The organism is Proteiniphilum sp. LBM24028 (genome assembly GCF_056629195.1).
On the sequence record NZ_CM152817.1, the window covers coordinates 2,293,519 to 2,315,293 of the forward strand.

The 21,775-nt window shown below is 47.9% G+C and carries 21 protein-coding genes and 1 tRNA gene; 5 read left to right on the top strand and 17 right to left on the bottom strand.

What is annotated here, in order from left to right; all coding sequences use genetic code 11:
• Window positions 1-20 precede the first annotated feature (20 nt).
• From AC1HCU_RS09105 to AC1HCU_RS09145, 9 genes are all read right to left on the bottom strand, one after another.
• A complete protein-coding gene (locus AC1HCU_RS09105) occupies window positions 21-482 on the bottom strand; it encodes a hypothetical protein (RefSeq protein WP_238867512.1) in 462 nt (153 codons plus the stop codon).
• Window positions 479-718 (bottom strand): hypothetical protein, encoded by a 240-nt coding sequence (locus AC1HCU_RS09110; RefSeq protein WP_238867513.1) that lies wholly within the window; start codon window positions 716-718, stop codon window positions 479-481. The genes AC1HCU_RS09105 and AC1HCU_RS09110 overlap by 4 nt, the downstream gene beginning before the upstream one ends.
• Window positions 719-978: 260 nt before the next feature.
• Complete coding sequence (locus tag AC1HCU_RS09115; protein WP_238867515.1) at window positions 979-1,314, bottom strand: molybdenum ABC transporter ATP-binding protein; 336 nt, start codon at window positions 1,312-1,314, stop codon at window positions 979-981.
• A complete protein-coding gene (locus tag AC1HCU_RS09120; RefSeq protein ID WP_238867516.1) occupies window positions 1,311-1,676 on the bottom strand; it encodes a hypothetical protein in 366 nt (121 codons plus the stop codon). The genes AC1HCU_RS09115 and AC1HCU_RS09120 overlap by 4 nt, the downstream gene beginning before the upstream one ends.
• A gap of 112 nt (window positions 1,677-1,788) precedes the next feature.
• Window positions 1,789-2,130 carry a hypothetical protein gene (locus AC1HCU_RS09125; protein WP_480365308.1) on the bottom strand — a complete coding sequence of 114 codons (342 nt, stop codon included), beginning with the start codon at window positions 2,128-2,130 and terminating at the stop codon, window positions 1,789-1,791.
• Between the two features lie 217 nt (window positions 2,131-2,347).
• The gene (locus AC1HCU_RS09130; protein WP_238867517.1) at window positions 2,348-3,562 is read right to left on the bottom strand and encodes a site-specific integrase; all 1,215 of its coding nucleotides are present in this window, start codon (window positions 3,560-3,562) and stop codon (window positions 2,348-2,350) included.
• 306 nt (window positions 3,563-3,868) lie between these two features.
• A tRNA-Asp gene (locus tag AC1HCU_RS09135) sits at window positions 3,869-3,942 on the bottom strand.
• Window positions 3,943-4,149: 207 nt separating this feature from the next.
• Window positions 4,150-6,258: a dipeptidyl-peptidase Dpp5 gene (dpp5, locus tag AC1HCU_RS09140; RefSeq protein ID WP_480365310.1), complete on the bottom strand. Its 2,109-nt coding sequence runs from the start codon at window positions 6,256-6,258 to the stop codon at window positions 4,150-4,152.
• Between the two features lie 176 nt (window positions 6,259-6,434).
• Window positions 6,435-7,088: an ABC transporter ATP-binding protein gene (locus tag AC1HCU_RS09145; protein ID WP_480365312.1), complete on the bottom strand. Its 654-nt coding sequence runs from the start codon at window positions 7,086-7,088 to the stop codon at window positions 6,435-6,437.
• Window positions 7,089-7,609: 521 nt separating this feature from the next.
• On the opposite strand from AC1HCU_RS09145, the gene pdxH reads away from it, so the two are divergent.
• Window positions 7,610-8,248, top strand: coding sequence for a pyridoxamine 5'-phosphate oxidase (gene pdxH, locus AC1HCU_RS09150; protein ID WP_480365314.1), 639 nt, complete (start codon window positions 7,610-7,612; stop codon window positions 8,246-8,248).
• 81 nt (window positions 8,249-8,329) lie between these two features.
• Here the strand turns inward: pdxH and tsaB are convergent, their stop codons facing one another.
• The 3 genes from tsaB to AC1HCU_RS09165 form a co-directional block, all read right to left on the bottom strand.
• The gene (gene tsaB / locus AC1HCU_RS09155) at window positions 8,330-9,022 is read right to left on the bottom strand and encodes a tRNA (adenosine(37)-N6)-threonylcarbamoyltransferase complex dimerization subunit type 1 TsaB (RefSeq protein WP_480365317.1); all 693 of its coding nucleotides are present in this window, start codon (window positions 9,020-9,022) and stop codon (window positions 8,330-8,332) included.
• A gap of 110 nt (window positions 9,023-9,132) precedes the next feature.
• Window positions 9,133-9,444 carry an RNA recognition motif domain-containing protein gene (locus tag AC1HCU_RS09160; RefSeq protein ID WP_480365319.1) on the bottom strand — a complete coding sequence of 104 codons (312 nt, stop codon included), beginning with the start codon at window positions 9,442-9,444 and terminating at the stop codon, window positions 9,133-9,135.
• A gap of 188 nt (window positions 9,445-9,632) precedes the next feature.
• Window positions 9,633-11,723, bottom strand: a complete 2,091-nt coding sequence (locus AC1HCU_RS09165) for a M3 family metallopeptidase (RefSeq protein WP_480365321.1) — start codon at window positions 11,721-11,723, stop codon at window positions 9,633-9,635.
• A gap of 112 nt (window positions 11,724-11,835) precedes the next feature.
• On the opposite strand from AC1HCU_RS09165, the gene AC1HCU_RS09170 reads away from it, so the two are divergent.
• Together AC1HCU_RS09170 and hisS are read left to right on the top strand one after the other, a co-directional pair.
• Entirely contained in the window at window positions 11,836-13,257 is a 1,422-nt protein-coding gene (locus AC1HCU_RS09170; RefSeq protein WP_480365323.1) for a PhoH family protein, read from the top strand.
• A gap of 101 nt (window positions 13,258-13,358) precedes the next feature.
• On the top strand, window positions 13,359-14,729 hold the full coding sequence (hisS, locus tag AC1HCU_RS09175; protein ID WP_480365325.1) for a histidine--tRNA ligase: 1,371 nt from the start codon (window positions 13,359-13,361) through the stop codon (window positions 14,727-14,729).
• A gap of 33 nt (window positions 14,730-14,762) precedes the next feature.
• Here the strand turns inward: hisS and AC1HCU_RS09180 are convergent, their stop codons facing one another.
• From AC1HCU_RS09180 to AC1HCU_RS09190, 3 genes are all read right to left on the bottom strand, one after another.
• Window positions 14,763-15,209 (bottom strand): cold-shock protein, encoded by a 447-nt coding sequence (locus AC1HCU_RS09180; protein WP_480365327.1) that lies wholly within the window; start codon window positions 15,207-15,209, stop codon window positions 14,763-14,765.
• A gap of 66 nt (window positions 15,210-15,275) precedes the next feature.
• Entirely contained in the window at window positions 15,276-16,397 is a 1,122-nt protein-coding gene (locus AC1HCU_RS09185; RefSeq protein ID WP_480365329.1) for a DEAD/DEAH box helicase, read from the bottom strand.
• A 227-nt stretch (window positions 16,398-16,624) separates the two neighbouring features.
• Entirely contained in the window at window positions 16,625-16,774 is a 150-nt protein-coding gene (locus AC1HCU_RS09190; protein WP_480365331.1) for a hypothetical protein, read from the bottom strand.
• 45 nt (window positions 16,775-16,819) lie between these two features.
• Between AC1HCU_RS09190 and abc-f the strand changes: the two genes are divergently transcribed.
• Together abc-f and AC1HCU_RS09200 are read left to right on the top strand one after the other, a co-directional pair.
• Complete coding sequence (gene abc-f / locus AC1HCU_RS09195) at window positions 16,820-18,799, top strand: ribosomal protection-like ABC-F family protein (RefSeq protein WP_480365333.1); 1,980 nt, start codon at window positions 16,820-16,822, stop codon at window positions 18,797-18,799.
• Between the two features lie 17 nt (window positions 18,800-18,816).
• Complete coding sequence (locus tag AC1HCU_RS09200) at window positions 18,817-19,359, top strand: 1-acyl-sn-glycerol-3-phosphate acyltransferase (RefSeq protein ID WP_480365335.1); 543 nt, start codon at window positions 18,817-18,819, stop codon at window positions 19,357-19,359.
• Window positions 19,360-19,440: 81 nt separating this feature from the next.
• Here AC1HCU_RS09200 and dinB read toward each other — a convergent pair whose 3' ends face one another.
• Both dinB and AC1HCU_RS09210 read right to left on the bottom strand, forming a co-directional pair.
• A complete protein-coding gene (dinB, locus tag AC1HCU_RS09205) occupies window positions 19,441-20,526 on the bottom strand; it encodes a DNA polymerase IV (RefSeq protein WP_480365337.1) in 1,086 nt (361 codons plus the stop codon).
• A 246-nt stretch (window positions 20,527-20,772) separates the two neighbouring features.
• Window positions 20,773-21,351, bottom strand: a complete 579-nt coding sequence (locus AC1HCU_RS09210) for a YciE/YciF ferroxidase family protein (protein ID WP_480365339.1) — start codon at window positions 21,349-21,351, stop codon at window positions 20,773-20,775.
• Between the last annotated feature and the right edge of the window lie 424 nt (window positions 21,352-21,775).

Below are 21,775 nucleotides of genomic sequence, written 5' to 3' on the forward strand. Positions count from 1 at the left end.
AAAGGTGTTGGGAATATTGATTAAACTAATTGAATGATTTTAACGGTCTGTTGATGATAATTCAGTATGTCTTTAATTGAAAATTCCGAAGTCCAAAACTCCTCTCTGGAATACTTTCCGTGTGCGGAGTAAATTGCCGTTCCGTTTCGGTAAAACGACAAACGATAAGTGTCCAACCGGTTTTCCGGCACAAGAAACGTATCGTGTTCGTTCTCGTCCAATTCCACAAACGTCCAATCATTTTCGCCTAAAAGGACGTTTATATCTTCGTCCGTACGGTAAAAATCGACGGATGTGTCGTAAAAGTTGAGCGATGCAAATCCGATTTCGTTTTCGATAGACTGAACGGTTTTCAGCCGTTGTTTCATTTGTTCTCTCCACTTTTTCGTACAATGGATAAGGGCAAAATGGCACTCATCCCAATCGCTGTTGGTATCGGCTTTTACCAAAATATAATCTGTGATGTTCGTTGCTGTTTTCATTTTTTGTTTGTTTTTAAGGGTTGCTCTTTCACTAAAATGGTTCTCGGATTTTTCGGGTCATAATTTACTTGGTAGCCGTTACTTTGAATAATACCTTCCAAAAGGTTACGTGCTGCACAACTGTCCCAATCGTCTGATTTAGTCATATCCAAATTGGTTAGCTTTTCAAATTGGCGTACCATTGTAGCTATAATTTTTAAAGCTCTGTATTCTGTTTTGTCTGCTAAATTGCTCATAATACTGTATTGTTTACTGTTAAATAATCATTGTCAAAATCAACCCGATTACCCCGATTACGGCAATAATAACTCCCCACTTCAGCATTTTGAAAACGATGTAAATCGTGGCTCGGATTATGAATTTCATCACAGCAAATGTCGCGAAAATCATTGCAAACGCTACCGTTTCTTGGGCGGCGATAACCGAAACGGCGAACACCGTTCCGATTATCAATGCTGTGGCTGTTATCAGCCGTAAGGGGATTGTTTTCATTGAGTTATTTGTCAGGTATTTCCACTATTTGGTCTATTTTCCCGAAAAGGACACTCCGCAAACTCGTTTTATCGGGGGCGTAATACTCCGCCCAATGGTCGTATTGCTTGACCACATACTTTTTCAGTACGTCTGAGAAGTCAAAACGCCAACCCATCAGCGGAACGGCTGTTCTGAAATAAGCGTTACTCCTAACGTTCTCTGTAAGCCAATTCTTTTCGGCTCTGTTCATCGGCTCTCCGTTGTTCAGTTTCACTCTCAACTTGAAAACTTTGCTCTCGTTGTAAGCATCTAAAGGTGGAATTTCGTGCGATACGAATTTTACGGCTATCGGTTTCATACGGCTTGTTCTCGAGGATTAATAGCTAAAAAATGGGTTAATACGACTTCCAAAAAAGTATCGGGATGGATGTAGTTTTCAAAAGACATTTCTACGCTCCGCACCTCTTTCCCGAAACAATCCCAATCCACATAATCTGCCAACTTGAACAGTTTTACCGCTTTTCCTGTAATATAAGCCGTCATAAATTCTGACCGATACCCCACCTGACACATTAGAAACTCACACTTACTCAAAGGCTCACAACCTTCTACCACTGCCATTAACTGCACTTTTGTGCCACCATGATTTATGCGGTAATGAGAGGAGGTGTTATTTTTGTTTCCCAAAATCAATTCGTTATTTGCATTTTCTCGTTTCATAATTTCTGACATTTTTTTTTATGCGTCTAAAGAGCCGGAGTATGTTGATTTTCGTTTCGAGGGCTATCAAAAAGGTAGTGCGGGGGCAAAGGCAAGGTTTTTTGAGAAAATACTACCCGAAAGGTGTGGAGATTTTTTCAAAAACACGTGAGGGCTTGACCTTGCCGACGGTAACGCACGTTTTACCTTTGCCCGCAGATACAAAATCAACAGTAATACACGGCTCGATGCGATAAAAAGCAGACGGGAAGAAATTACAGCGGAGAAAATGCAAGGTTGAGATGAAAACAAGATATTTTGAAATAATATAGGCTGTATCGTAAAAAAGAAAATAGGCAAGTTCAAGGATGCTCCGGTATTCCGGGCGTTCTTGAACTTGCTTTTTTTCGTCTTTTCCCGGTAAATTTCGGCGAGGCTTGCCGGATGATTTTTTGAACCTGACTGAACGGAGCATCGGCGAAGTGATTGAACGGCTTCAAACAAATCGGACGATGTGCCGCAGACGAAAAGAAAAACCACGATTTATCGGATAGAAAGTATGCGGAAAAGAGAAATGCCTTATTTTACATGTTGATTTATTTTTCATTTCCGCATTCTTTCGTCATTTTCCAGAAGAAACTTCCCTACCACCTTTTCTCAAGGAAGGGGCGGAAGGGAAGAAAGGGGAATGGTTATAAAAATTGAAATTCAGATAGTTTTGAAGATAAATTCAGCATGTCATTTTGTATTTTTTCTTTAGTAATCCTTGCATATATTTGTGTCGTTTTTATGTTCGTATGTCCCAACATTTTGCTTACTGTTTCAATCGGAACACCTTTCTCTAATGTAATCGTAGTTGCAAAAGTATGCCGGGCTACGTGAAAGGTCAAATTTTTATTGATACCGCACAGATCTGCTATTTCTTTCAAGTAGCTGTTCATTTTCTGATTACTCAAAACAGGTAAAAGTTTATTGTTTTTTGTTTTACCCTTATATTTTTCAATAATTTGCAATGGAATATCAAGTAGTAATACGTTGGATTGTACATTAGTTTTTTGCCTGTTAATCACAATCCACTTCTGACCATTGGTTTCAAGAATATTGTCATGACTTAAATTATAAACATCAATATAGGAGAGTCCCGTAAAGCACGAAAAAATAAAAATATCCCTAACAATTTCTAATCTTTGAATGCTGATTTTTTTATCTAACAGACGATTGATTTCTTCGCTCGTAAGGTAACCTCTGTCCACTTTTTTCATTGAAATGCTGTAATTTAAAAATGGGTCGTGGTGGATTAATCCTTTTTTCTGCGCATGAATAATTATTGTTTTGATATATTTCAAGTACTTTGCAGTAGTGTTGTGAGAGCATTGCAAATCTGCTTTTAAATATAATTCAAAATCATTGAGAATTGTAAAATTAATGTCATTCAATGAAATGTCATTACGACTGTATTTGTTCTTTAAAAAGTGTACAAAGTATTTTTTTGTACGTTCGTATTTTTCGAGTGTAGCAGGGGACTTTGTTTTGTTGACTAATAGTGAAAAATCGCTATTGAATTTTTCAAACAACTCTATAAAAGTCATCATGGACTGGTTTCCATGAAGGTATAAAGATTTGATTTTTTCGGTTGTAAGAAACTCATCATCTTGTAGTTTGAAAAACAGTTTATTCAAAGAGTTGGTTATACCATCAAGCCGGTTGTTGAGATTTAGAGCTTCAGCCGTTTTGCCTGTCATTCTATTAAACTTTGCATTCCACATTTCGGGCTTGCAAGATAGTCCTGATGAACCAACGTTACACATATTTCCATTAAGAGAAATTCTAATCATAATGGGACATTTCCCGGATTTGTTCTTGTAGTTGCTTCGTAAGTAGTACGAAATTTTAAATACCGCTTTCATAATTTAATTTTTCTGTAGCATTTTGCCACAAAGTTCGACATAATAATTTAATTATGAATTAGATATGAGTAGTCAAATGGTATTCAACCGGTATTCATTGCTACATTTTTTATTTCAGAAAAAGCAGTGTAGCAGAAAATGTAGCAATAAAGTGAACCAAACTTGGATACCAAGTCTTACCAAATGGTATTCAACTGGTTTGATAGATTGTACTTTTTCGTTTTACAACACATTGATTATCAGTAGCATTCAGGAATAAACATAAAAAAAGAGAATACTAAAATAGTACTCTCTTTAATGTTTTAGCGGTATGGACGGGACTCGAACCCGCGACCCCCTGCGTGACAGGCAGGTATTCTAACCAACTGAACTACCACACCATTTTTTTGTTGCCATCTTCTTTTTTTAGCAGGAGTCTCCACTCCCTCACATAACACATCCCGATAGCGAGTGCAAAGGTAAGCATATTTTCCAATTTGCAAAACATTTGGAACCATTTTTGAGAAAAAAATTGGGAAAATTCATTGCACCCGCTTCCGGAAACATACTATTCCGCCCCGTCGCTCCCCGATGATGTGAGACTACTCTTACTTCTCCGCAGCGTGGTCGGTTTTAAGCCAGTGGTCGAACCAGCGGAAGAACTCGCGTTGAAACAGGATGCCATTCTGCGGTTTGGATATCCAGTGGTTTTCGTCCGGAAAGATAAGCATGCGGGAAGGAATATCGCGAAGCTGTGCGGCGTTGAATGCCATCATTCCCTGCGAAGCCAGGATGCGATAGTCGAGTTCACCATGGGTTATCATGATGGGGGTATCCCATTTATCGACGAAACGATGGGGAGAATTTTCATAGGTACGCTGCGCAGTGGCATTGGACTTGTCCCAGTAAGGGCCTCCCATATCCCAGTTGGCGAACCACATCTCTTCGGTCTCGAGGTATTGCGCTTCGAGGTTGAAGATGCCGGCGTGCGAAAGGAAAGCCTTGAAGCGTCCGCCGTGGTTGCCTGCGAGCCAGTAAACCGAAAATCCGCCATAGCTTGCGCCGGTGCATCCGAGATGTTCCTCATCCACAAAAGGTTCTTTGGCAAGTGCGTCGATTGCAGAGAGATAATCTTTCATATTTTGTCCACCATAGTCACCACTGATCTGCTCCAGCCATTCCTGGCCGAAGCCGGGGAGGCCGCGGCGGTTGGGAGCGACCACGATATAGCCGTTGGCAGCCATCATCTGCAGGTTCCAGCGGTAAGACCAGAACTGGCTTACCATGCTCTGCGGGCCACCCTGGCAGTAGAGCAAGGCAGGATAGGTCTTTGTGGAATCAAAGTCGGGCGGATAAACCACCCAGGTGAGCATCTGCTTCCCGTCTGTGGTTTCTATATGGCGTCTTTCCACCTTTCCCATGCGGAGCCGGGCAAGGATATCCCTGTTCTCAAAAGAGAGCTCCGTGGCATCACCCGTAGCAATATCCACCGCGTAGAGTTCGGTGGGTTGAGAAAGCGACTGGCGGCTGGCGATGAGATTGCCGTTGCCTGTGGTGACGGAAAGGTAATCGTAGTCTCCCCGTGTAATGGGCTTCAGTTCACGGGTAGTGACATCGGCCGCGTAAATTTGCGAGGTACCCTCCACGGATGCCACCAGATAGAGCGTATTTTCATCATCCCAGGTGAAAGCATCGGTATTATAATCGAAGTTTTCGGTGATATAGGATTTGGTGCCTGTGGCAAGGTCCATCACAAAGAGGCGGTTTTTATCCGATTCATATCCGTCGCGCTCCATACTCTGCCATGCAAGCTTCGTGCCATCAGGCGAGAACTGCGGGTTGGTGTCGTATCCCTCCATGCCGTCTGTCATGTTGCGGGTGCGGCCTGTAGCCAGCTCGTAGAAGTAAATGTCGGAGTTGGTGGATAAACTATATTCCTTGCCCGTTTTTTTGCGTGACGTGTAGGCTATGATCTTACTGTCGGGGCTCCAGGCAAGCTGCTCCATGCCACCGAAGGGTGCCAGGGGCGCCTCATAAGGTTCGTCCCCGAGCAGGTCCCTGACATTGGTGAGTTTGTTGCCAGCAATGTCTGCCACAAAAGGATGGGGCACACTTTCCACCCACTGGTCCCAGTGCTTGTACATGAGGTCGTCTATCACGCGTCCGGAGGCGCCCGGCAGATCCGGATAGCGATCGGGAGCAGTGACCGCTGTCTTCACCCTTTTGATGAAAAGTACCTTTTTGCCATCGGGAGAGAAGGCAAATCCTTCAATTTCCTCCTTCAGATCCGACAACTGCCGCATGCCTCCTCCATCGGGGTTTATGCTCCATATCTGGGAGCTGCCCGTCTCATTGCTCAGGAAGGCAATTTTCCTCCCTCCCTCGATCCATTGCGGATTGCTCTCCTGCGTGTTGGTGATGGTAAGTTGCTTTTTATCTGAGCCGTCACTCTTCATGATAAACAGCTCTGCATTCGTTTTATTCTGCGGGATGCTCACGTAGGTAACCGGATAGACAAGATGGCTCTTGTCGGGTGAGAGCGTGGCATTCCCCACCCTGCCGAAGCTGTAAAGCACCTCGGGAGTCATGATACCGTTTTCTATTACAGGCGTAACTTTCCCCGCGGGCTCATTTATCTCGTTCCCGTTTCTCGCACGTTCAGCCTTCTCTCCTGTCTCATTACAGGAGAGCATGCTACCGGCTATTACGATTGCCATAAATATTATTTTGAATTTCATACGATTAAAATATCTTTTCACATTATGGTGTATGGAACTCGCTTTTAATCATCACATTGTGTGTAATCAGTTTTGACTATGTCGATTGCAAAGCAATTCATGCTCGTTTCATTTGATTAAAGTATGATGTGCCAAATACCAATCAATACAGGGCGCTACTCTTCCACTCTCCCATCCTTCATATGAATGGTACGATCGGTGAGCGACGCCAGATGCTCATCGTGCGTCACGATCACGAAAGTCTGATTAAGCTTGTCACGCAGTTCAAAGAAAAGTCTGTGCAGTTCCTCCTTGTTGTCCGTGTCGAGGCTGCCGGAAGGTTCATCGGCAAAGACCACAAGGGGGTCGTTGATGAGTGCCCGTGCCACGGCCACGCGTTGTTTCTCGCCCCCCGACAGTTCGCCGGGCTTGTGTGAAGTACGTTCACCAATACCCATCATCTGCAGCAGCTCCCGGGCCCGTGCTTCGGCCCGTGCGTGTTTCACATTGCCGATGAGTGCGGGGATCATTACGTTCTCCAGCGCAGTGAATTCAGGAAGCAGCTGATGAAACTGAAAGACAAAACCGATATTTTTATTCCGGAAGTCGCTCAGCTTCTTTTCACTCATCCTGCTCAGCTTCTGCCCGTCGATGGTGATTGTACCGCCATCGGGTTCTTCCAGTGTGCCCATGATCAGGAGCAACGTGGTCTTGCCTGCGCCGCTGGGTCCCACGATGGAGACGATCTCTCCCTTCTCCACTTCCAGGTCGATACCTTTGAGTACCTGAAGTGAGCCGAAGCTCTTTGTAATATTTTCTGCCTTAATCATCACCAAAAAAATAGGATGTGCGAAGATAATTAAAATTGGTGATTTTAGCGGATTTTGGTGCCAAATACAATAATGACTCCACATTTTCATAAACAAGAAATTTGCATATGATTAAATATTTATTTTCAATGGTGTCATATGGAACTCGCTTTAGTCATGATCTTGTGTGATAATGATTTTGACAAAGTCGATTACTTCGTAATTCATGCTCGTTTCATATTATCAAAGCTATTATTCTCAATTTCATTGGCCTTTTTCCACGTTCAACATAGTCAAAACAAGTTTTGCCTCTGTATTTACCTGTCGAAAAAGTTCGAAGGTATCATATGGAACTCATTTTTAATTTCGCCTTGAGTGCAAAGATGTACATGCCCGTTTCATATTATTAACAGCTCCTTGTCGGAAGAAAGGCTCTCTCGTCCGTTATAACTGCAAAGACATGGGTCCGGGACCTTAAAGCGAGAGATCAAGGACGGAGCAGACTGACCGTTCACCGGCCCAAAACCCTAAAACGTGACATTATGGATGAACTGAGCAGGATGAGGCAGGAATATGAAGCCGATATACTCGATGAAGGGCTGATGGCGGCAGATCCGCTGGAGACCTTCACCGAATGGATGTACGATGCCATTGCCTTCGGATTGAAGGAGCCCAATGCGATGACTGTGGCCACGGCATCGTTGGAAGGAAAGCCCTCGGCACGGGTGGTGCTGCTGAAGGAGGCGACGGTAGACGGGTTTGTCTTCTTTACCAATTACCTGAGTCGCAAGGGCATGGAATTGTTTGCCAACCCTCATGCAGCGCTGGTATTCGACTGGCACGACATGGCACGTCAGGTGCGGGTGGAAGGTCGCGCGGAGAAGCTGCCGGCAGAAGCGTCGGATGCCTATTTCGATGGACGGCCTGCAAATGCGAAGATTGGCGCATGGACATCTCCCCAGAGTAAGATCGTGAAGAATCGTGCCGAGATAGAACAGCTGCAATGGGAGATGACACAGCGTTTCGCGGGGAGAAAGGTGGAAAGACCCTCGCACTGGGGGGGATTCCTGATCAGGCCGACGGTGATGGAGTTCTGGCAGGGAAGACCCGATCGGCTCCACGACCGCATTGTTTACTACAAAACAGAAGAGGGATGGAGTAAGCATAGGCTTGCTCCCTGAAATCGCATGGCTACCTAAAACCATTAACCCTCGAAACCCATCCCTCCGCGGCGAACCGGCGCAAAGGGGTTTCAGCATTTATTAAATGGGAATGATTTTATTCCTGGGCTGGGTAGCCACAAACTCTTTCAAATAAAAAGGTTCAAAGTAGGCACTGTCGACGAAGTCGCCGGCGAGATAAGCCTGCTCGGCAAGGGGGACCATACCCGAAGCGAGAGGGTGCACTCCGTCGGTAAACAGTGCATGGGGATGGGTGAGGTGAGCTTTGCATTTCTCCGCACCATTGCCAAAAAAGAGCACCTTGTGCGCAGCCAGGATATCGGCATAACTTCCCTCCTCCACAATATCGGCTGCCGTTTCACGTATGACCTGAAGCGAATGGTTGTAGAAGGTGGCGTAGACCTCCATACGCCGCGCATCGATCATGGGACAGAGCAAGAGATCATCGCTTGTATTTTCTTGTATCATGGAGGCCATGATACGGGGTGTGGACAGCGCAATAAGCGGAATACCAAGCCCGTAACTGAGCCCTTTGGCTTCCGAAACACCAATACGCAGTCCCGTATAGGAACCGGGGCCGCTGCTTACGGCGATGGCATCCGGCATGAGGTTTTGTTCCCGGGCGGCAGTCATGATCTCATGAACGAAGCGTCCCAGCAGGGAAGCATGCGATTGGCCGAGGAAGTCTTCGCGGGTGACCAGCAGTGCGCCATTGCGTGACAGTGCGCAGGAGCATGCGGGAGTGGATGTTTCTATGGAAAGTATAACGGGCATATATATTAATATTGTGAATGCAAAGGTAACAATAAAAGGATGACCCTAAAAGTGGGCATAAAAAAAACTGCATCGCGGGGATGCAGTTTTGTCTTTTTAATCTTTTCCGATTAATACCTGTTTCTGTCGCGGTTACCGTAACCACCGCGACTGTTGTTGCGGGGTGCACGTTCGCCTTCGGCGCGAGGACGAGCTACAGATACGGAAAGGGTACGTCCGTCGTATTCTGCATCGTTCAGTTCTTCAATGGCACGTTGTCCTTCTTCATCGTTGGACATTTCTACAAAGCCATACCCTTTTGAGCGGCGGCTTTCACGGTCGGTAATGATTTTTGCTGAGGATACTTCACCATACTCCTCAAACAGTTCTTTTAAATCGGCGTCAGTAATCTGATAACTTAAGCCAGCTACGAAAATGTTCATGTAAAATAATTAAAATAAAAAAAATAAATAAATTCTGCAGAAGTTCTTCGATAAGAGGAGTTAGGCAATAACTTGACGTGTGTGAAGTGACTAAATAACGGCCCGCTAAAAAAATACTTTTGCGCAACAAAGATAAACATAAAATAATTGTCTCAAAATATTTTAGCAGAAAATTTTAGTATTCCGTATCAATTTATCCCGCTTCTCTTCAACAGTGCCTCCACTGATGCTTCGCGGCCGCGGAACCGCTTGTAGAGTTCCACGGGCTCTTCGGTGTTGCCCCGTTCGAGGATGTTGCGCCTAAACGAGTTGGCTGTGCCCTTATCGAAGATACCTCTCTCCTTGAACAGCGAGAAGGCATCAGCATCCATCACCTCGGCCCACTTGTAGCTGTAGTAGCCGGCCGCATATCCACCGGAGAAGATGTGTGCGAAGGAGGTCGACAAGCAGGCATCGGGTATCACCGGCAACAGCTGCACACGTGCCATGGCTTCCTGCTCGAAGGTGCGCACATCGCCGCTATATGGCTCGGTGAGCGAATGCCAGGCCATATCGAGGTAACCAAAGGAAAGCTGACGCAGGGTGAGGTATCCCACGTTGTAATTGGAGGCATCAATGATCTTCTGCAGCAACGTGTCGGGCATTTTTTCGCCTGTTTCGTGATGGAAGGCAAACCGGTCGAGGTATTCCTTCTCGGTAAGCCAGTTCTCCATGATATGTGATGGCAGTTCCACGAAGTCGCGGTAGACCGAAGTACCTGAGAGGGTTTCGTAGGTGCAGCGCGAGAGCATGCCATGCAGCGCATGTCCAAACTCGTGGAGGAAGGTCTCCACCTCATCGAAGGTGAGCAATGCCGGACGGGTTTCCGTTGGGCGGGTGAAGTTCATCACGATAGTGACATGAGGGCGGCTGTCTGTGCCATTCTTAATATACTGGCTCTTGAAGGAGGACATCCATGCGCCGGAGCGCTTGCCCTCACGCGGATGGAAGTCGGTATACAACACGGACAGGAAGTCGCCCCTCTCGTCCAGCACATCGAAGGCCTCCACCTCGGGATGGTAGACCTGTATGCCTGGGTTTGGCACAAACTGCAGCCCGTAAAGCGAGGTGGCCAGTCCGAAGACTCCCTTCTTCACATTTTCAAGTTCAAAGTAGGGCCGGGTCATCTCGTCGTTCACCCCGAAGCGACTGTCTTTCAGCTTGTCGGCATAGAAGCTCCAGTCCCACGGTTGTAAATCAACAGGCTTTCCCTCCATCTCCGCGGCAAATGTCTCCATAGCCTTCACCTCTTCGCGGGCAACGGCACCGAAGGCATCCGTGAGCCGGTTGAGCAGGCCGAACACCCCTTCGGCATTCTTGGCCATGCGGTTCTTCAGCACATAGTCGGAGTAACTCTTGTAACCCAGCAGGTTGGCGATCTCCAGACGCAGGTTGACGATCTTCTGCACGAGCTCCCGGTTGTCGTATTCGCCCCCCTTCACTCCCTTGGTATTGTAGGCCATGTACAGTTTCTCGCGCAGGGGACGCCGTGTGGAATATTTCATGAAACCGATGTAGCTGGGTGCGGAGAGGTCGATCAGCCACCCTTCCCGGCCCTTGGCTTTTGCCTTGGCGGCAGCGGCATCGATCACACTTTCGGGCAGCCCCGCCAGGTCTTCCTCGCGGGTGAGCAACATCTCGTAGGCGTTGGTCTCCCGCAGGTTGTTCTGCCCAAAGTTGAGGGTGGCCATGCTCAGCTCCGTGGAGAGGGTACGATACTTCTCCTTCCCTTCGGGCGAGAGGGTGGCCCCGCTATTTTCGAATCCTTCGAAGTACTTCTCCGTAAGACGGATCTGTTCAGGGGTGAGCCCTGCGGTGTAGCGGGCGTCGTAGACTGCCTTCACCCTCCGGAAGAGATCTTCGTTCAGGTTGATGTTGTTACTGTGTTCCGACAGCTTCGGACTAAGCTGCTGCGAGATCTCCATCATCTCCTCGTTGCTCTCGGAGCTGAGCAGGTTGAAGAAGACGCTGCTTACGCGGCTTAGCATCTCGCCGGAGTACTCCATTTCCGCGATGGTATTGGCGAAGCTGGGTGCGGCGGGGTTGGCGGTGATCCGGTCAATCTCGGCCTGGTGTTCCACCATGGCCTTTTCGAAGGCCGGCTCATAATGGGTAATGTTAATCTCTTGAAAGGGCGCCGTACCGTGCGGCGTATTAAACGGCCGGAAGAAAGGATTCTCCTGCGCCGTGGCAGTTGTCATCGTCATTACAGAAAAAAGGGTTATAAGGATTGTCTTCATAAAATTTTCTTTACATTTGCAGGAACATCATGGCTGCAAAGATACGGAAATTTTGGGATAGCTGAACGCGAACGCTGGACGCTAACCACTGAAACAACTTAATTTTAAAAATATGACAACTTCCGAAAAGAACGAAGAGAAAACCAAAAAGAGCACTTCTGCCAGTTCCCCGAAAGCAGGCACAACAAGACGCCGCAAAAGCAGCGCTGCCGGGGCCAAGAAAAACTTCATACTCGACACCAACGTGATTCTTCATGATTATAACTGCCTGGACAACTTCGAGGAAAATGACATTTATATTCCCTTTATGGTGCTGGAGGAGTTGGACAAGTTCAAAAAAGGAAGCGACCAGATCAACTTCAATGCCCGTGCATTCGTGAGAGAGCTGGACCTGATCACCGATGACGACCTCTTCACCCATGGTGCCGACCTGGGCGTGGGCAAGGGAAAACTGTACATCGTGAACGGATCACGCGACAATAAACGCATCAACGATGCTTTTCCGGAAAAGATACCCGACAATCGCATCCTCACCGTGGTGGCCGACATTGCGGAAAAACATCCGGAGATGAAGACCATACTGGTATCGAAAGACATCAACCTGCGGATGAAAGCCCGCTCGCTGGGGATGACGGCGGAGGACTACATCAACGACAAGGTGACCAACATCGATATATTCGATCAGGGCGAGGTGGTGATTGAAGGGGTAGACCCGGAACTCATCGATAAAATTTATGCCCATCCGGCGGGTGTGGATCTGGAGGAGATCACCTTTGAGACGCAACCCGAACCCAACCAGTGCTTCATCATGAAGAGCGAACGCAACAGCGTGCTGGCGCGGTATAATCCATTCACACAAAAGGTGAAGAAGGTAGAGAAGGAGAACAACTTCGGCATACAGCCGCGCAATGCGGAGCAGGCTTTTGCCTTTGAGGTACTGAACGATCCGGAAGTGAAGCTGGTGGGCCTCACGGGCAAGGCGGGTACCGGAAAGACACTGCTGGCACTGGCAGCAGCTCTCAAACAGAACAAGATCTATAGTCAGATACTGCTGGCAAGACCCATCGTCTCCCTGTCGAACAAGGATCTGGGCTACCTGCCCGGAGATGAGAAACAGAAAGTTGCACCCTACATGCAGCCGCTGTTCGACAACCTGAATGTGATTAAACAGCATCTGGGTCAGAACAGTTCCGACCTGCGGACAATCGAGGAGATGCAGAAAACGGGACAACTGGAGATTGAAGCACTGGCTTTTATTCGTGGACGAAGCCTCAGCGGCACCTACTGCATCATCGACGAAGCACAGAACCTGACGCCACATGAAGTGAAGACAATCATCACCCGCGCCGGCGAAGGGACCAAGATGGTATTCACGGGCGACCTGCAGCAAATTGACTCTCCCTATCTCGACATGCAGTCGAACGGCCTGGCATACATGATCGACAAGATGCGCGGACAGCAGATATTCGGACATGTGAACCTGGTGAAGGGCGAACGAAGCGAACTCTCAGAACTGGCAAGCAACCTGCTTTAATATGTTGCTGACCGATGAAAGCGGACTACTGAAAGCTAAAAAACTAACCGCTGATCGCTAATTTTTACTACCTTTGCATCCCAAATAATAAAAGAAGAACGATGCAAAAGCCCTCGATTCCCAAAGGTACGCGCGACTTCTCCCCCGAGGAGATGGTTCGCCGCAACTATATATTTGACACTATCAGGGAGGTATACCGCCTCTATGGCTTCCGGCAGATTGAGACACCGGCAATGGAAAGCCTGTCGACACTGATGGGAAAATATGGCGAGGAAGGAGACAAGCTGCTGTTCAAGATACTGAACTCGGGCGACTTCCTCACTTCCATGAATGACGATGACCTTGCCGAAGGGAACTCAGTGAAGACCGCCAACAAGATATCGGAGAAGGGACTACGGTACGACCTCACCGTGCCCTTCGCGCGCTACGTGGTGATGCATCGCAATGAAATCACCTTCCCCTTCAAACGCTTTCAGATTCAGCCTGTATGGCGGGCCGACCGTCCACAGAAAGGACGCTATCGTGAGTTTTTTCAATGTGATGCCGATATTGTGGGATCGGATTCGCTGCTGAATGAGGTGGAGCTGATACAGATCATGGATGAGGTGTTCACCCGCCTGGGCATCAGGGTGCAGGTAAAGCTGAACAACCGCAAGATACTCTCGGGCATTGCGGAGATCATTGGTGAGGCAGACAAGATCACCGACATTACCGTGGCCATCGACAAGCTGGATAAAATTGGCCTGAAGCTGGTAAATGAGGAGCTGGAGGCGAAAGGGATTGCCCGGACGGCCGTCGACAGGCTACAACCCATCCTGATGCTGAGTGGAACAACGGAAGAGAAACTGTCGCGGCTGCGGGAGGTGCTTGCTGCATCTGAGACCGGGCTCAAGGGAGTGGATGAGATGGCCTTCATTTTAGGGAAGACCAGGATGCTTGCCCTGAACAACGAGGTGACACTCGACCTGACACTGGCGCGCGGACTGAACTACTACACCGGAGCCATCATTGAGGTGAAGGCACTGGATGTGGAGATCGGAAGCATCACGGGCGGCGGCAGGTATGACAACCTCACCGGCATCTTCGGGCTGCCCGGCGTGTCGGGCGTGGGTATCTCATTCGGGGCAGACAGGATCCATGATGTGCTGAATCAGTTGAACCTCTTCCCGGAAAGTTTCGCCCAGGATACCGACCTGCTCTTTGTGAACTTCGGCGAGCGGGAAGCGGACTACCTTTTGCCGGTGATTACGCAACTGCGGCGTGCAGGTATCAGTTGTGAATTATATCCCGAGGCGGCCAGGATGAAGAAGCAGCTCTCCTATGCCGACAGCAATCATATTCCATTTGTAGCGATGGTGGGAGAGAATGAGATGAAGGAGGGAACAATTACTCTGAAAAATATGCAGACGGGGGAACAAAAAAGTGTCACCCCCGACGAGGTGGCGTTAATTATCCGCAAGGAAACGGTATAAAACAAAAACTCCGGGATTTCCGGAGTTTTTGTTTTATGAACGGATGATCTTCACATCCACGGCATTCATTCCTTTGAGACCTCGTTCAAGCCGGAAGGTAACCATGTGATCTTCCTGAATTCCCGGCTCAGCATTACTCTTATGAAAAAAGTATTTGTTCACGCTGTGTTGCTCCTTTATGAAACCAAAGCCACGGCTCTCATCGAAAAAGTCGACACGCCCGGTGGGGTCTCCCACCTCTTCTTCAACTTCCTTGCGAGGTACCGATACTTCAATATTCTCCAGTTCAATTTCTTGGGCTTTTGTGGGAACAGGACGCTCATCAACGATCACGCCATTGACATCCACATAGGCAATCATATCCTCAAAGGAGCTGACACCCTGCTGCCTGCGCTCCTCCCTGCGCTGTAATTTTTCTTTTTTCTTCTGCTGTTTGTTCTTCTCGATCTCTTTTTTGTGAAATGAATTTGATTTTGCCATTTAAATGTATATAGTTTTATAAAATTTGATGCAGCACTGTCGGTAACTTACTACCGTAAATGTAACTTAAAATCCAGCCGCCTTTTTCAGCACCCTTCCCGTCAGTTTCTGAATATCCTTTAGCATAGGCTGTTCGTCGGTAGCACAGAAGGTGAGTGCCATACCACTGTTTCCCGCACGTCCTGTACGGCCGATGCGGTGAACATAAGTCTCGGGCACATCGGGCAGGTCATAGTTGATCACCATGTCGAGCTGATCAATGTCAATGCCACGGGCTGCAATATCGGTGGCGATGAGTACCCTTGTCTCGTGCGACTTAAAGTTCATGAGCGCACGCTGTCGGGCGTTTTGTGACTTGTTGCCATGGATCGCCTCGCTGCCGATGCCTGCCTTGGTGAGTACCCGTGCAATCTTGTCGGCACCATGTTTCGTACGCGAGAAGACCAGCACCGACTTGCGTATATCCTTCTTCAGCAGGTCGATCAACAGATCTTTCTTTTCCTGCTTCTCCACGTAATAAATATACTGTTCTATGGTATCCACAACAGAAGAGGCGGGATTAACCTCTACCTTCACCGGATCACGCAGGATAGAACGCGAGAGGGAAGCGATTGATACGGGCATGGTTGCCGAGAAGAAGAGCGTTTGTTTCTCACGGGGGAGCAGTGGTAACAGCCGCTTGATATCATGAATAAATCCCATATCGAGCATTCTGTCTGCCTCATCCAGCACGAAATGGCGGATGGCATGCAGGCTGATGTAACGCTGGTTAATAAGGTCGAGCAGACGGCCCGGTGTGGCAACCAGGATGTCTACGCCGTTCTTCAGCGCACTTACCTGTGCATGTTGTTTCACTCCGCCATAGATCACGCAATGCCGGATGCCGGTGTAAGTGGTGTACTCCCGAAGACTGTCGTCGATCTGGATGGCCAGTTCACGGGTAGGCGTAAGGATCAGAGCTTTGATCTCTCTTCTTTTTCCATGGCTTTTATCCTGATAGAGTTGTTGAATGATGGGGAGTGCAAAGGCGGCGGTCTTTCCGGTGCCGGTTTGTGCCAGTCCCAGTATGTCACGGTTTTTCAGTGCAGGGAGGATGGCTTGTTCCTGTATGGGTGTGGGTGTGGTGTATCCTTTTTCATCGAGCGCCTTTAAAATGGGCTCAATCAATGTTAATTCTTTAAATGTCATCTATTTTAGTTATGCTGCACCTCGCCGGGGCAGCGGTTGTTTATTTTTCGTTTTTCGCATTGACAGTCATGAATCATTTGTCGATATCTGCTTAAAACGGTTTTAATTTAACAAATGGTGGGGGAAGAACTGTACGAGTATAAACCAACACAAAATGTTACCGGCTACAAAATTAATCAAATTTTTCCAATTATCCTATTTACCTCCTCTATTAAATTTGATTCATTTTATTTCCGCCCCGAAATCCACTCTGCTCCTCTTAACCGCTGACCCTCACACGAACCCTGATAAAAAAAGTTGACCACTGACTGCTGATCGCTTCTTCCCGAATCGATGATCGATAACTGCCGACCGCTGACCGATAAATTTATTTTCATAGTCCCCTAAAAAGCATTTCCTTTGCATGCACAAAACTTGAGAAAATGGTTTCTATCGAAAATATCACCGTCGAATTCGGGGGGTTCACCCTCCTCGACCGGATATCGTTCGTACTTAACAAAAAGGAACGTGTGGCACTGGTCGGCAAGAACGGGGCCGGAAAATCCACCCTGCTTAAAATCATGGCTGGCCTGCAGCAACCCACGCACGGCAACATCTCCTACCCAAGGGAAGTATCTGTGGGTTACCTGCCGCAGCAGATGAAGCTGAACGATCAGGGAACGGTGAAGGAGGAGGCTTCCAAAGCTTTTGATCATCTGCAGAAGATGGAAAAGGAGCTGGAGGAGTTACACCGGGAGATGGCGGAGCGGACCGACTATGAGTCGGGAGCCTACCACGCCATCATCGAGCGGGCTACAGACCTGCAGGAGCTGCTGCAGATGTCTGGCATCCACAACTTTGAGGCGGAGGTGGAAAAGACGTTGATGGGACTGGGTTTCCTGAGGAGCGACTTCGACCGCCCCACGCGGGAGTTCAGCGGTGGCTGGCGCATGCGAATTGAGCTGGCGAAGATACTGTTGCAGGCTCCCGACGTGTTGCTGCTGGATGAGCCGACCAATCACCTCGATATTGAGTCGATCCAGTGGCTGGAAAACTTTCTGGCCACACATGCCAATGCAGTGATGCTGGTGTCTCACGACCGGGCCTTCCTCGATGCGGTCACCAACCGCACCATTGAGATCCTGCTCGGCAGCATACACGACTACAAGGTGAATTATTCAAAATATGTGATCCTGCGCCAGGAACGCCGTGAGCAGCAACTCAGGGCGTATGAAAATCAACAGAAGCAGATAAAGGATACTGAAGACTTTATTGAACGGTTCCGGTATAAGGCAACCAAGTCGAACCAGGTGCAGTCGCGCATCAAGCAGCTGGAAAAGATAGATCGCATTGAGGTGGACGAGGTGGACACCTCTCGTCTCAACCTGAAGTTCCCACCAGCACCGCGCTCGGGCACCTACCCGGTAATCATGGAGGATGTACAGAAGAAGTATGGCGATCATCTTGTTTTTCAAGATGTAACGCTCACCATTGAGCGGGGTGAGAAGATTGCCTTCGTGGGTAAGAATGGCGAAGGGAAATCGACACTGGTAAAGTGCATCATGCAGGAGATTGACCACGAAGGCAGACTCACGTTAGGACACAATGTGAAAATCGGCTATTTTGCCCAGAACCAGGCACAGCTGCTCGATGAAAATCTATCGGTTTTCGAGACGATTGACGATGTGGCTGTGGGCGATATCCGCACGAAGATACGCGATATTCTTGGTGCCTTTATGTTCGGCGGTGAAGCTTCAGAGAAGAAAGTAAAGGTACTCTCGGGGGGTGAACGGAGCCGTCTGGCCATGATCCGGCTGTTACTGGAACCGGTGAACCTGCTGATTCTGGATGAGCCCACAAACCACCTCGACCTGGCATCGAAGGATGTGCTGAAGAAGGCAATCAGGGAGTTCGACGGTACAGCGATCATCGTCTCACACGACCGTGATTTCCTCGACGGGCTGGTAAACAAGGTCTACGAGTTTGGCGGTGGAAAGGTGACAGAACACATCGGCGGAATTTACGACTATCTGTCGGCAAAGAAACTGGATAACCTGCAGCAGCTGGAGCTTTCAAAGTCGCCGGCCACAACAGGGCGGAACACGTCGTCACCAGAAAAGGAAGAGAAGCCAAACAAGAGAGAAGAAGTTGCAAATGAAGCAGCCGGACAGAAGCTTTCATACCAGGAACAGAAAGAGTTGAACCGTCGGCAGCGAAGGCTGGAGAAACAGATCGAAGAGGCGGAAAGTGAGATTGAAACACTCGAGGCTACTCTTGCGGCCATGGAAGAGGAGCTGGCCACGCCGGAAGGGGCAACGAACACGACAATGATACAAAACTACCTGGAAATCAAAAAGAAACTGGATCGGATCATGAACAATTGGGAACGATTCACGTTAGAACTGGAGGAGTTTACACGATAGACTTTATATAAAAGAGGATGAGTTATTTCAGCAAATTCATATTAAACAAGATGATGGGATGGAAAGTGGTTAACACCTTTCCCGTTGTACCAAAATGTGTAATGGCAGTGGCACCGCACACCAGCAATTGGGATTTTGTGGTGGGCAAACTGGCCTACTCCACCCTGGGACGTCAGGCGAACTTTCTGATAAAAGCGGAATGGTTTTTCTTTCCTTTCAATATTTTTTTCAGCAGCATTGGAGGGATACCGGTGAAGAGAGGGAAAAGCGGATCATTGACCGACGTCCTGTCACGGGAGTTCCAGACAAGGGACTGGATGCACCTGGGCATCACCCCTGAAGGTACGCGCAAGCCGGTAAAGGAATGGAAGAAGGGGTTCTATTTTATTGCCGTGAAGGCGAAGGTGCCCATTCTTCTTATCGGGCTCGATTATGGCAGAAAGGAAGCCCGCGTATTGGAGTTGTTTTATCCCACGGGCAACTACAGGGAAGATATTGTGAAGATAAAATCATACTATAGAGATATCCAGCCAAAGAAACCGGAAAACTTTATCCTGTAAAACAGACATAAGCGGTGCAGTACATCCGTGTTGACTCACGGTTTCCTTTTATTCACACATGCTGCAACTTATGATGCGGGCTTAATCCTCGAACTCAAGCATTAACTGTACGCCTTCTCCGGGAAGAGCACCCTGTTCGGTATCGGCATTTTTGAGGGTGAGCCCCATCAGGCGGATCTTTTGCTCCTGGAAGTCATCGATCTGCAGGAGCAGTTCCTTGCCCAGGTCAAATAGCTGCCGATAAGTACGGATATAGTGTCCTACAGTGCGGCTGCGGGTAATCACCGTGAAATCGGCATATTTTATCTTCAGCGTGAGCGTACGTGCCAGAAACTTTTTCTTGTCGGCACGACGATGTACTTCGGCAGCGATCTGATCGAGCGCTGCAAGGATGTCGACCATCTCCCCCAGGTCTTCAGTGAATGTCTCCTCGGCACCGAGAGACTTACGCACCCGTTCCGATTCGACCTCGCGGTCGTCGATGCCCCTGACAAAATGAAAATAGGCTATGCCGGCCTTGCCGAACTCGTGTATCAGATCCATCTCGGACCATTGTTTGAGGTCGGCCCCCGTTTTGATGCCCAGTTCCTCCATCCGTGCAGCCGTCACCCGCCCCACACCAAAAAACTTATTCACAGGCAGCTTCTCCAGAAAAGCTTCCGCCTCGGCCGGTTCAATCACGAAAAGGCCGTCGGGCTTCTTGTAGTCGGATGCAATCTTTGCCAGAAACTTATTGTAGGAAACACCTGCGGAAGCAGTGAGCCCGACGCGGTTCAATATCTTTTGTTTGATCTCTTTGGCAATGAGCGTGGCCGAACGATTTCCCTTGTGGTTGACGGTGACATCGAGAAAGGCCTCATCGAGCGAGAGTGGCTCCACCTTGTCGGTATACTCGAGGAAGATCTGCATGATCTGGTTGGAAACATTGCGATAGTGATCAAACCGGGGCGTCACGAAAATGAGGTGAGGACATTTGCGCAACGCCGTAACCGAAGGCATGGCGGAGTGGACTCCATAGCGGCGCGCCTCATAGCTGGCAGCCGCCACCACGCCTCTCTTCTCACCATAACCTACCGCAAGGGGCTTCCCGCGGTAATCGGGGTTGTCGCGTTGTTCAATGGAGGCATAGAAGGCGTCCATATCTACATGGATGATCTTGCGGTTCATATCCGCAAATATACCTTCATTTTCCGAAAAAACAGCATCGAGTCTGATAAATTATCTCAGGGTCAGTGATTTTTATCGGACTGCATTCATCGTTGTCGTTTTTCATATTATCAATATTAAAATCGACTCCGGGGGAACTCCGTCACGAAAGATACTTCAATGCATGCGGTTGCGCATCAATTCATCCGAAGTCTTTTGCGATCCAACCAGTACGGGAGTTCTCCCCGGAGTAAATGATGAAGAAATTTATTCTTCTTTGGCTTCTTCATTTATCGATTCCACAGCCAGGATGGTGAGGTTTACATCGGTGGTTTTCTCCTCATCGAGTGTTTCTTCAAGGAGTGCTGCCGCATCACCGAGGCCCAGTGTTCTTGCCAGCTCGGCCAGACTGCCGTAGGAGGCAATTTCGTAGTGTTCAGCTTTTTGCATGGCTATAATGATGGCTGCATCACGCACCATGGTGTCAGTGTCCGTATCTTCCACGACTGTTTCTCCATCCTTGAGAATGCCGAGGATGCCCTCGCATTTCTTTTTTGCCGGCTTTTCACCAATCACCGAAAAGACCTCGTCGAGACGGGTCACCTGCTCTTCAGTTGTGACACGATGTAAGTTGATTTTTTCCTTCAAAGCCTGCGAGGTGGCAGCTTTCTCCATCTTTTTTAATGCCTTGAGCAATTCGTGTTCGGCAAAATAGATGTCTTTCAGTTCTTCGACGAAAAATTCCTTCAATTTGCCTTCATTTTTCTCATTAAAACGGGCTTTACTTTGCTTATTTGCATTACCTTTGCCCTCAGATTGGCTTTTAGCTGATTGTTTTGAGTCCATAATTTTTGATAATTTTTTGGATTTACCGACCGGAGTGCGCTTCCAGGCAACCACTCCGGTCATTTTAATTTGATTGCTTTAACCCTGCTTCGGACCCCCTACTTGTATTCATCGAGTCCATGATTGATTTTTATTCCAGTAACTGATTTGGTTCAATTACAACTATGTAACCCGACAGTCGGAAATATTGTTCGTAGGTACACAAAGCATTATAGTTATTTAAGTTTTTCATACCTGGGAACAGTCATTCTGAAATAATTCACCCTAATTTGAATAATGTGATAAAAAACACATTACATTTGTTGCTTCTAATAAGTTTGGATGTATAAGAACAGTACGGATCGGGTGAAGTAAATAACCTTTGTAGCCAAAGGTTATCCCTCAGTTTTTCTCCGGCAGTTTCCTGCCGGGACTAATTACTATT

Excerpts from the sequence above, each read along its gene's own strand:
- AC1HCU_RS09120 (WP_238867516.1), bottom strand. The coding sequence starts at position 1,676 with ATGAAACGAGAAAATGCAAATAACGAATTGATTTTGGGAAACAAAAAT.
- AC1HCU_RS09200 (WP_480365335.1), top strand. The coding sequence starts at position 18,817 with ATGAGTTATTTCAGCAAATTCATATTAAACAAGATGATGGGATGGAAA.
- AC1HCU_RS09210 (WP_480365339.1), bottom strand. The coding sequence starts at position 21,351 with ATGGACTCAAAACAATCAGCTAAAAGCCAATCTGAGGGCAAAGGTAAT.
- abc-f (WP_480365333.1), top strand. The coding sequence starts at position 16,820 with ATGGTTTCTATCGAAAATATCACCGTCGAATTCGGGGGGTTCACCCTC.
- AC1HCU_RS09160 (WP_480365319.1), bottom strand. The coding sequence starts at position 9,444 with ATGAACATTTTCGTAGCTGGCTTAAGTTATCAGATTACTGACGCCGAT.
- AC1HCU_RS09165 (WP_480365321.1), bottom strand. The coding sequence starts at position 11,723 with ATGAAGACAATCCTTATAACCCTTTTTTCTGTAATGACGATGACAACT.
- tsaB (WP_480365317.1), bottom strand. The coding sequence starts at position 9,022 with ATGCCCGTTATACTTTCCATAGAAACATCCACTCCCGCATGCTCCTGC.
- AC1HCU_RS09110 (WP_238867513.1), bottom strand. The coding sequence starts at position 718 with ATGAGCAATTTAGCAGACAAAACAGAATACAGAGCTTTAAAAATTATA.
- dinB (WP_480365337.1), bottom strand. The coding sequence starts at position 20,526 with ATGAACCGCAAGATCATCCATGTAGATATGGACGCCTTCTATGCCTCC.
- AC1HCU_RS09105 (WP_238867512.1), bottom strand. The coding sequence starts at position 482 with ATGAAAACAGCAACGAACATCACAGATTATATTTTGGTAAAAGCCGAT.
- AC1HCU_RS09145 (WP_480365312.1), bottom strand. The coding sequence starts at position 7,088 with ATGATTAAGGCAGAAAATATTACAAAGAGCTTCGGCTCACTTCAGGTA.
- dpp5 (WP_480365310.1), bottom strand. The coding sequence starts at position 6,258 with ATGGCAATCGTAATAGCCGGTAGCATGCTCTCCTGTAATGAGACAGGA.
- AC1HCU_RS09180 (WP_480365327.1), bottom strand. The coding sequence starts at position 15,209 with ATGGCAAAATCAAATTCATTTCACAAAAAAGAGATCGAGAAGAACAAA.
- AC1HCU_RS09130 (WP_238867517.1), bottom strand. The coding sequence starts at position 3,562 with ATGAAAGCGGTATTTAAAATTTCGTACTACTTACGAAGCAACTACAAG.
- pdxH (WP_480365314.1), top strand. The coding sequence starts at position 7,610 with ATGGATGAACTGAGCAGGATGAGGCAGGAATATGAAGCCGATATACTC.
- AC1HCU_RS09115 (WP_238867515.1), bottom strand. The coding sequence starts at position 1,314 with ATGAAACCGATAGCCGTAAAATTCGTATCGCACGAAATTCCACCTTTA.
- AC1HCU_RS09185 (WP_480365329.1), bottom strand. The coding sequence starts at position 16,397 with ATGACATTTAAAGAATTAACATTGATTGAGCCCATTTTAAAGGCGCTC.
- AC1HCU_RS09125 (WP_480365308.1), bottom strand. The coding sequence starts at position 2,130 with ATGCTCCGTTCAGTCAGGTTCAAAAAATCATCCGGCAAGCCTCGCCGA.
- AC1HCU_RS09190 (WP_480365331.1), bottom strand. The coding sequence starts at position 16,774 with ATGAAAATAAATTTATCGGTCAGCGGTCGGCAGTTATCGATCATCGAT.
- AC1HCU_RS09170 (WP_480365323.1), top strand. The coding sequence starts at position 11,836 with ATGACAACTTCCGAAAAGAACGAAGAGAAAACCAAAAAGAGCACTTCT.
- hisS (WP_480365325.1), top strand. The coding sequence starts at position 13,359 with ATGCAAAAGCCCTCGATTCCCAAAGGTACGCGCGACTTCTCCCCCGAG.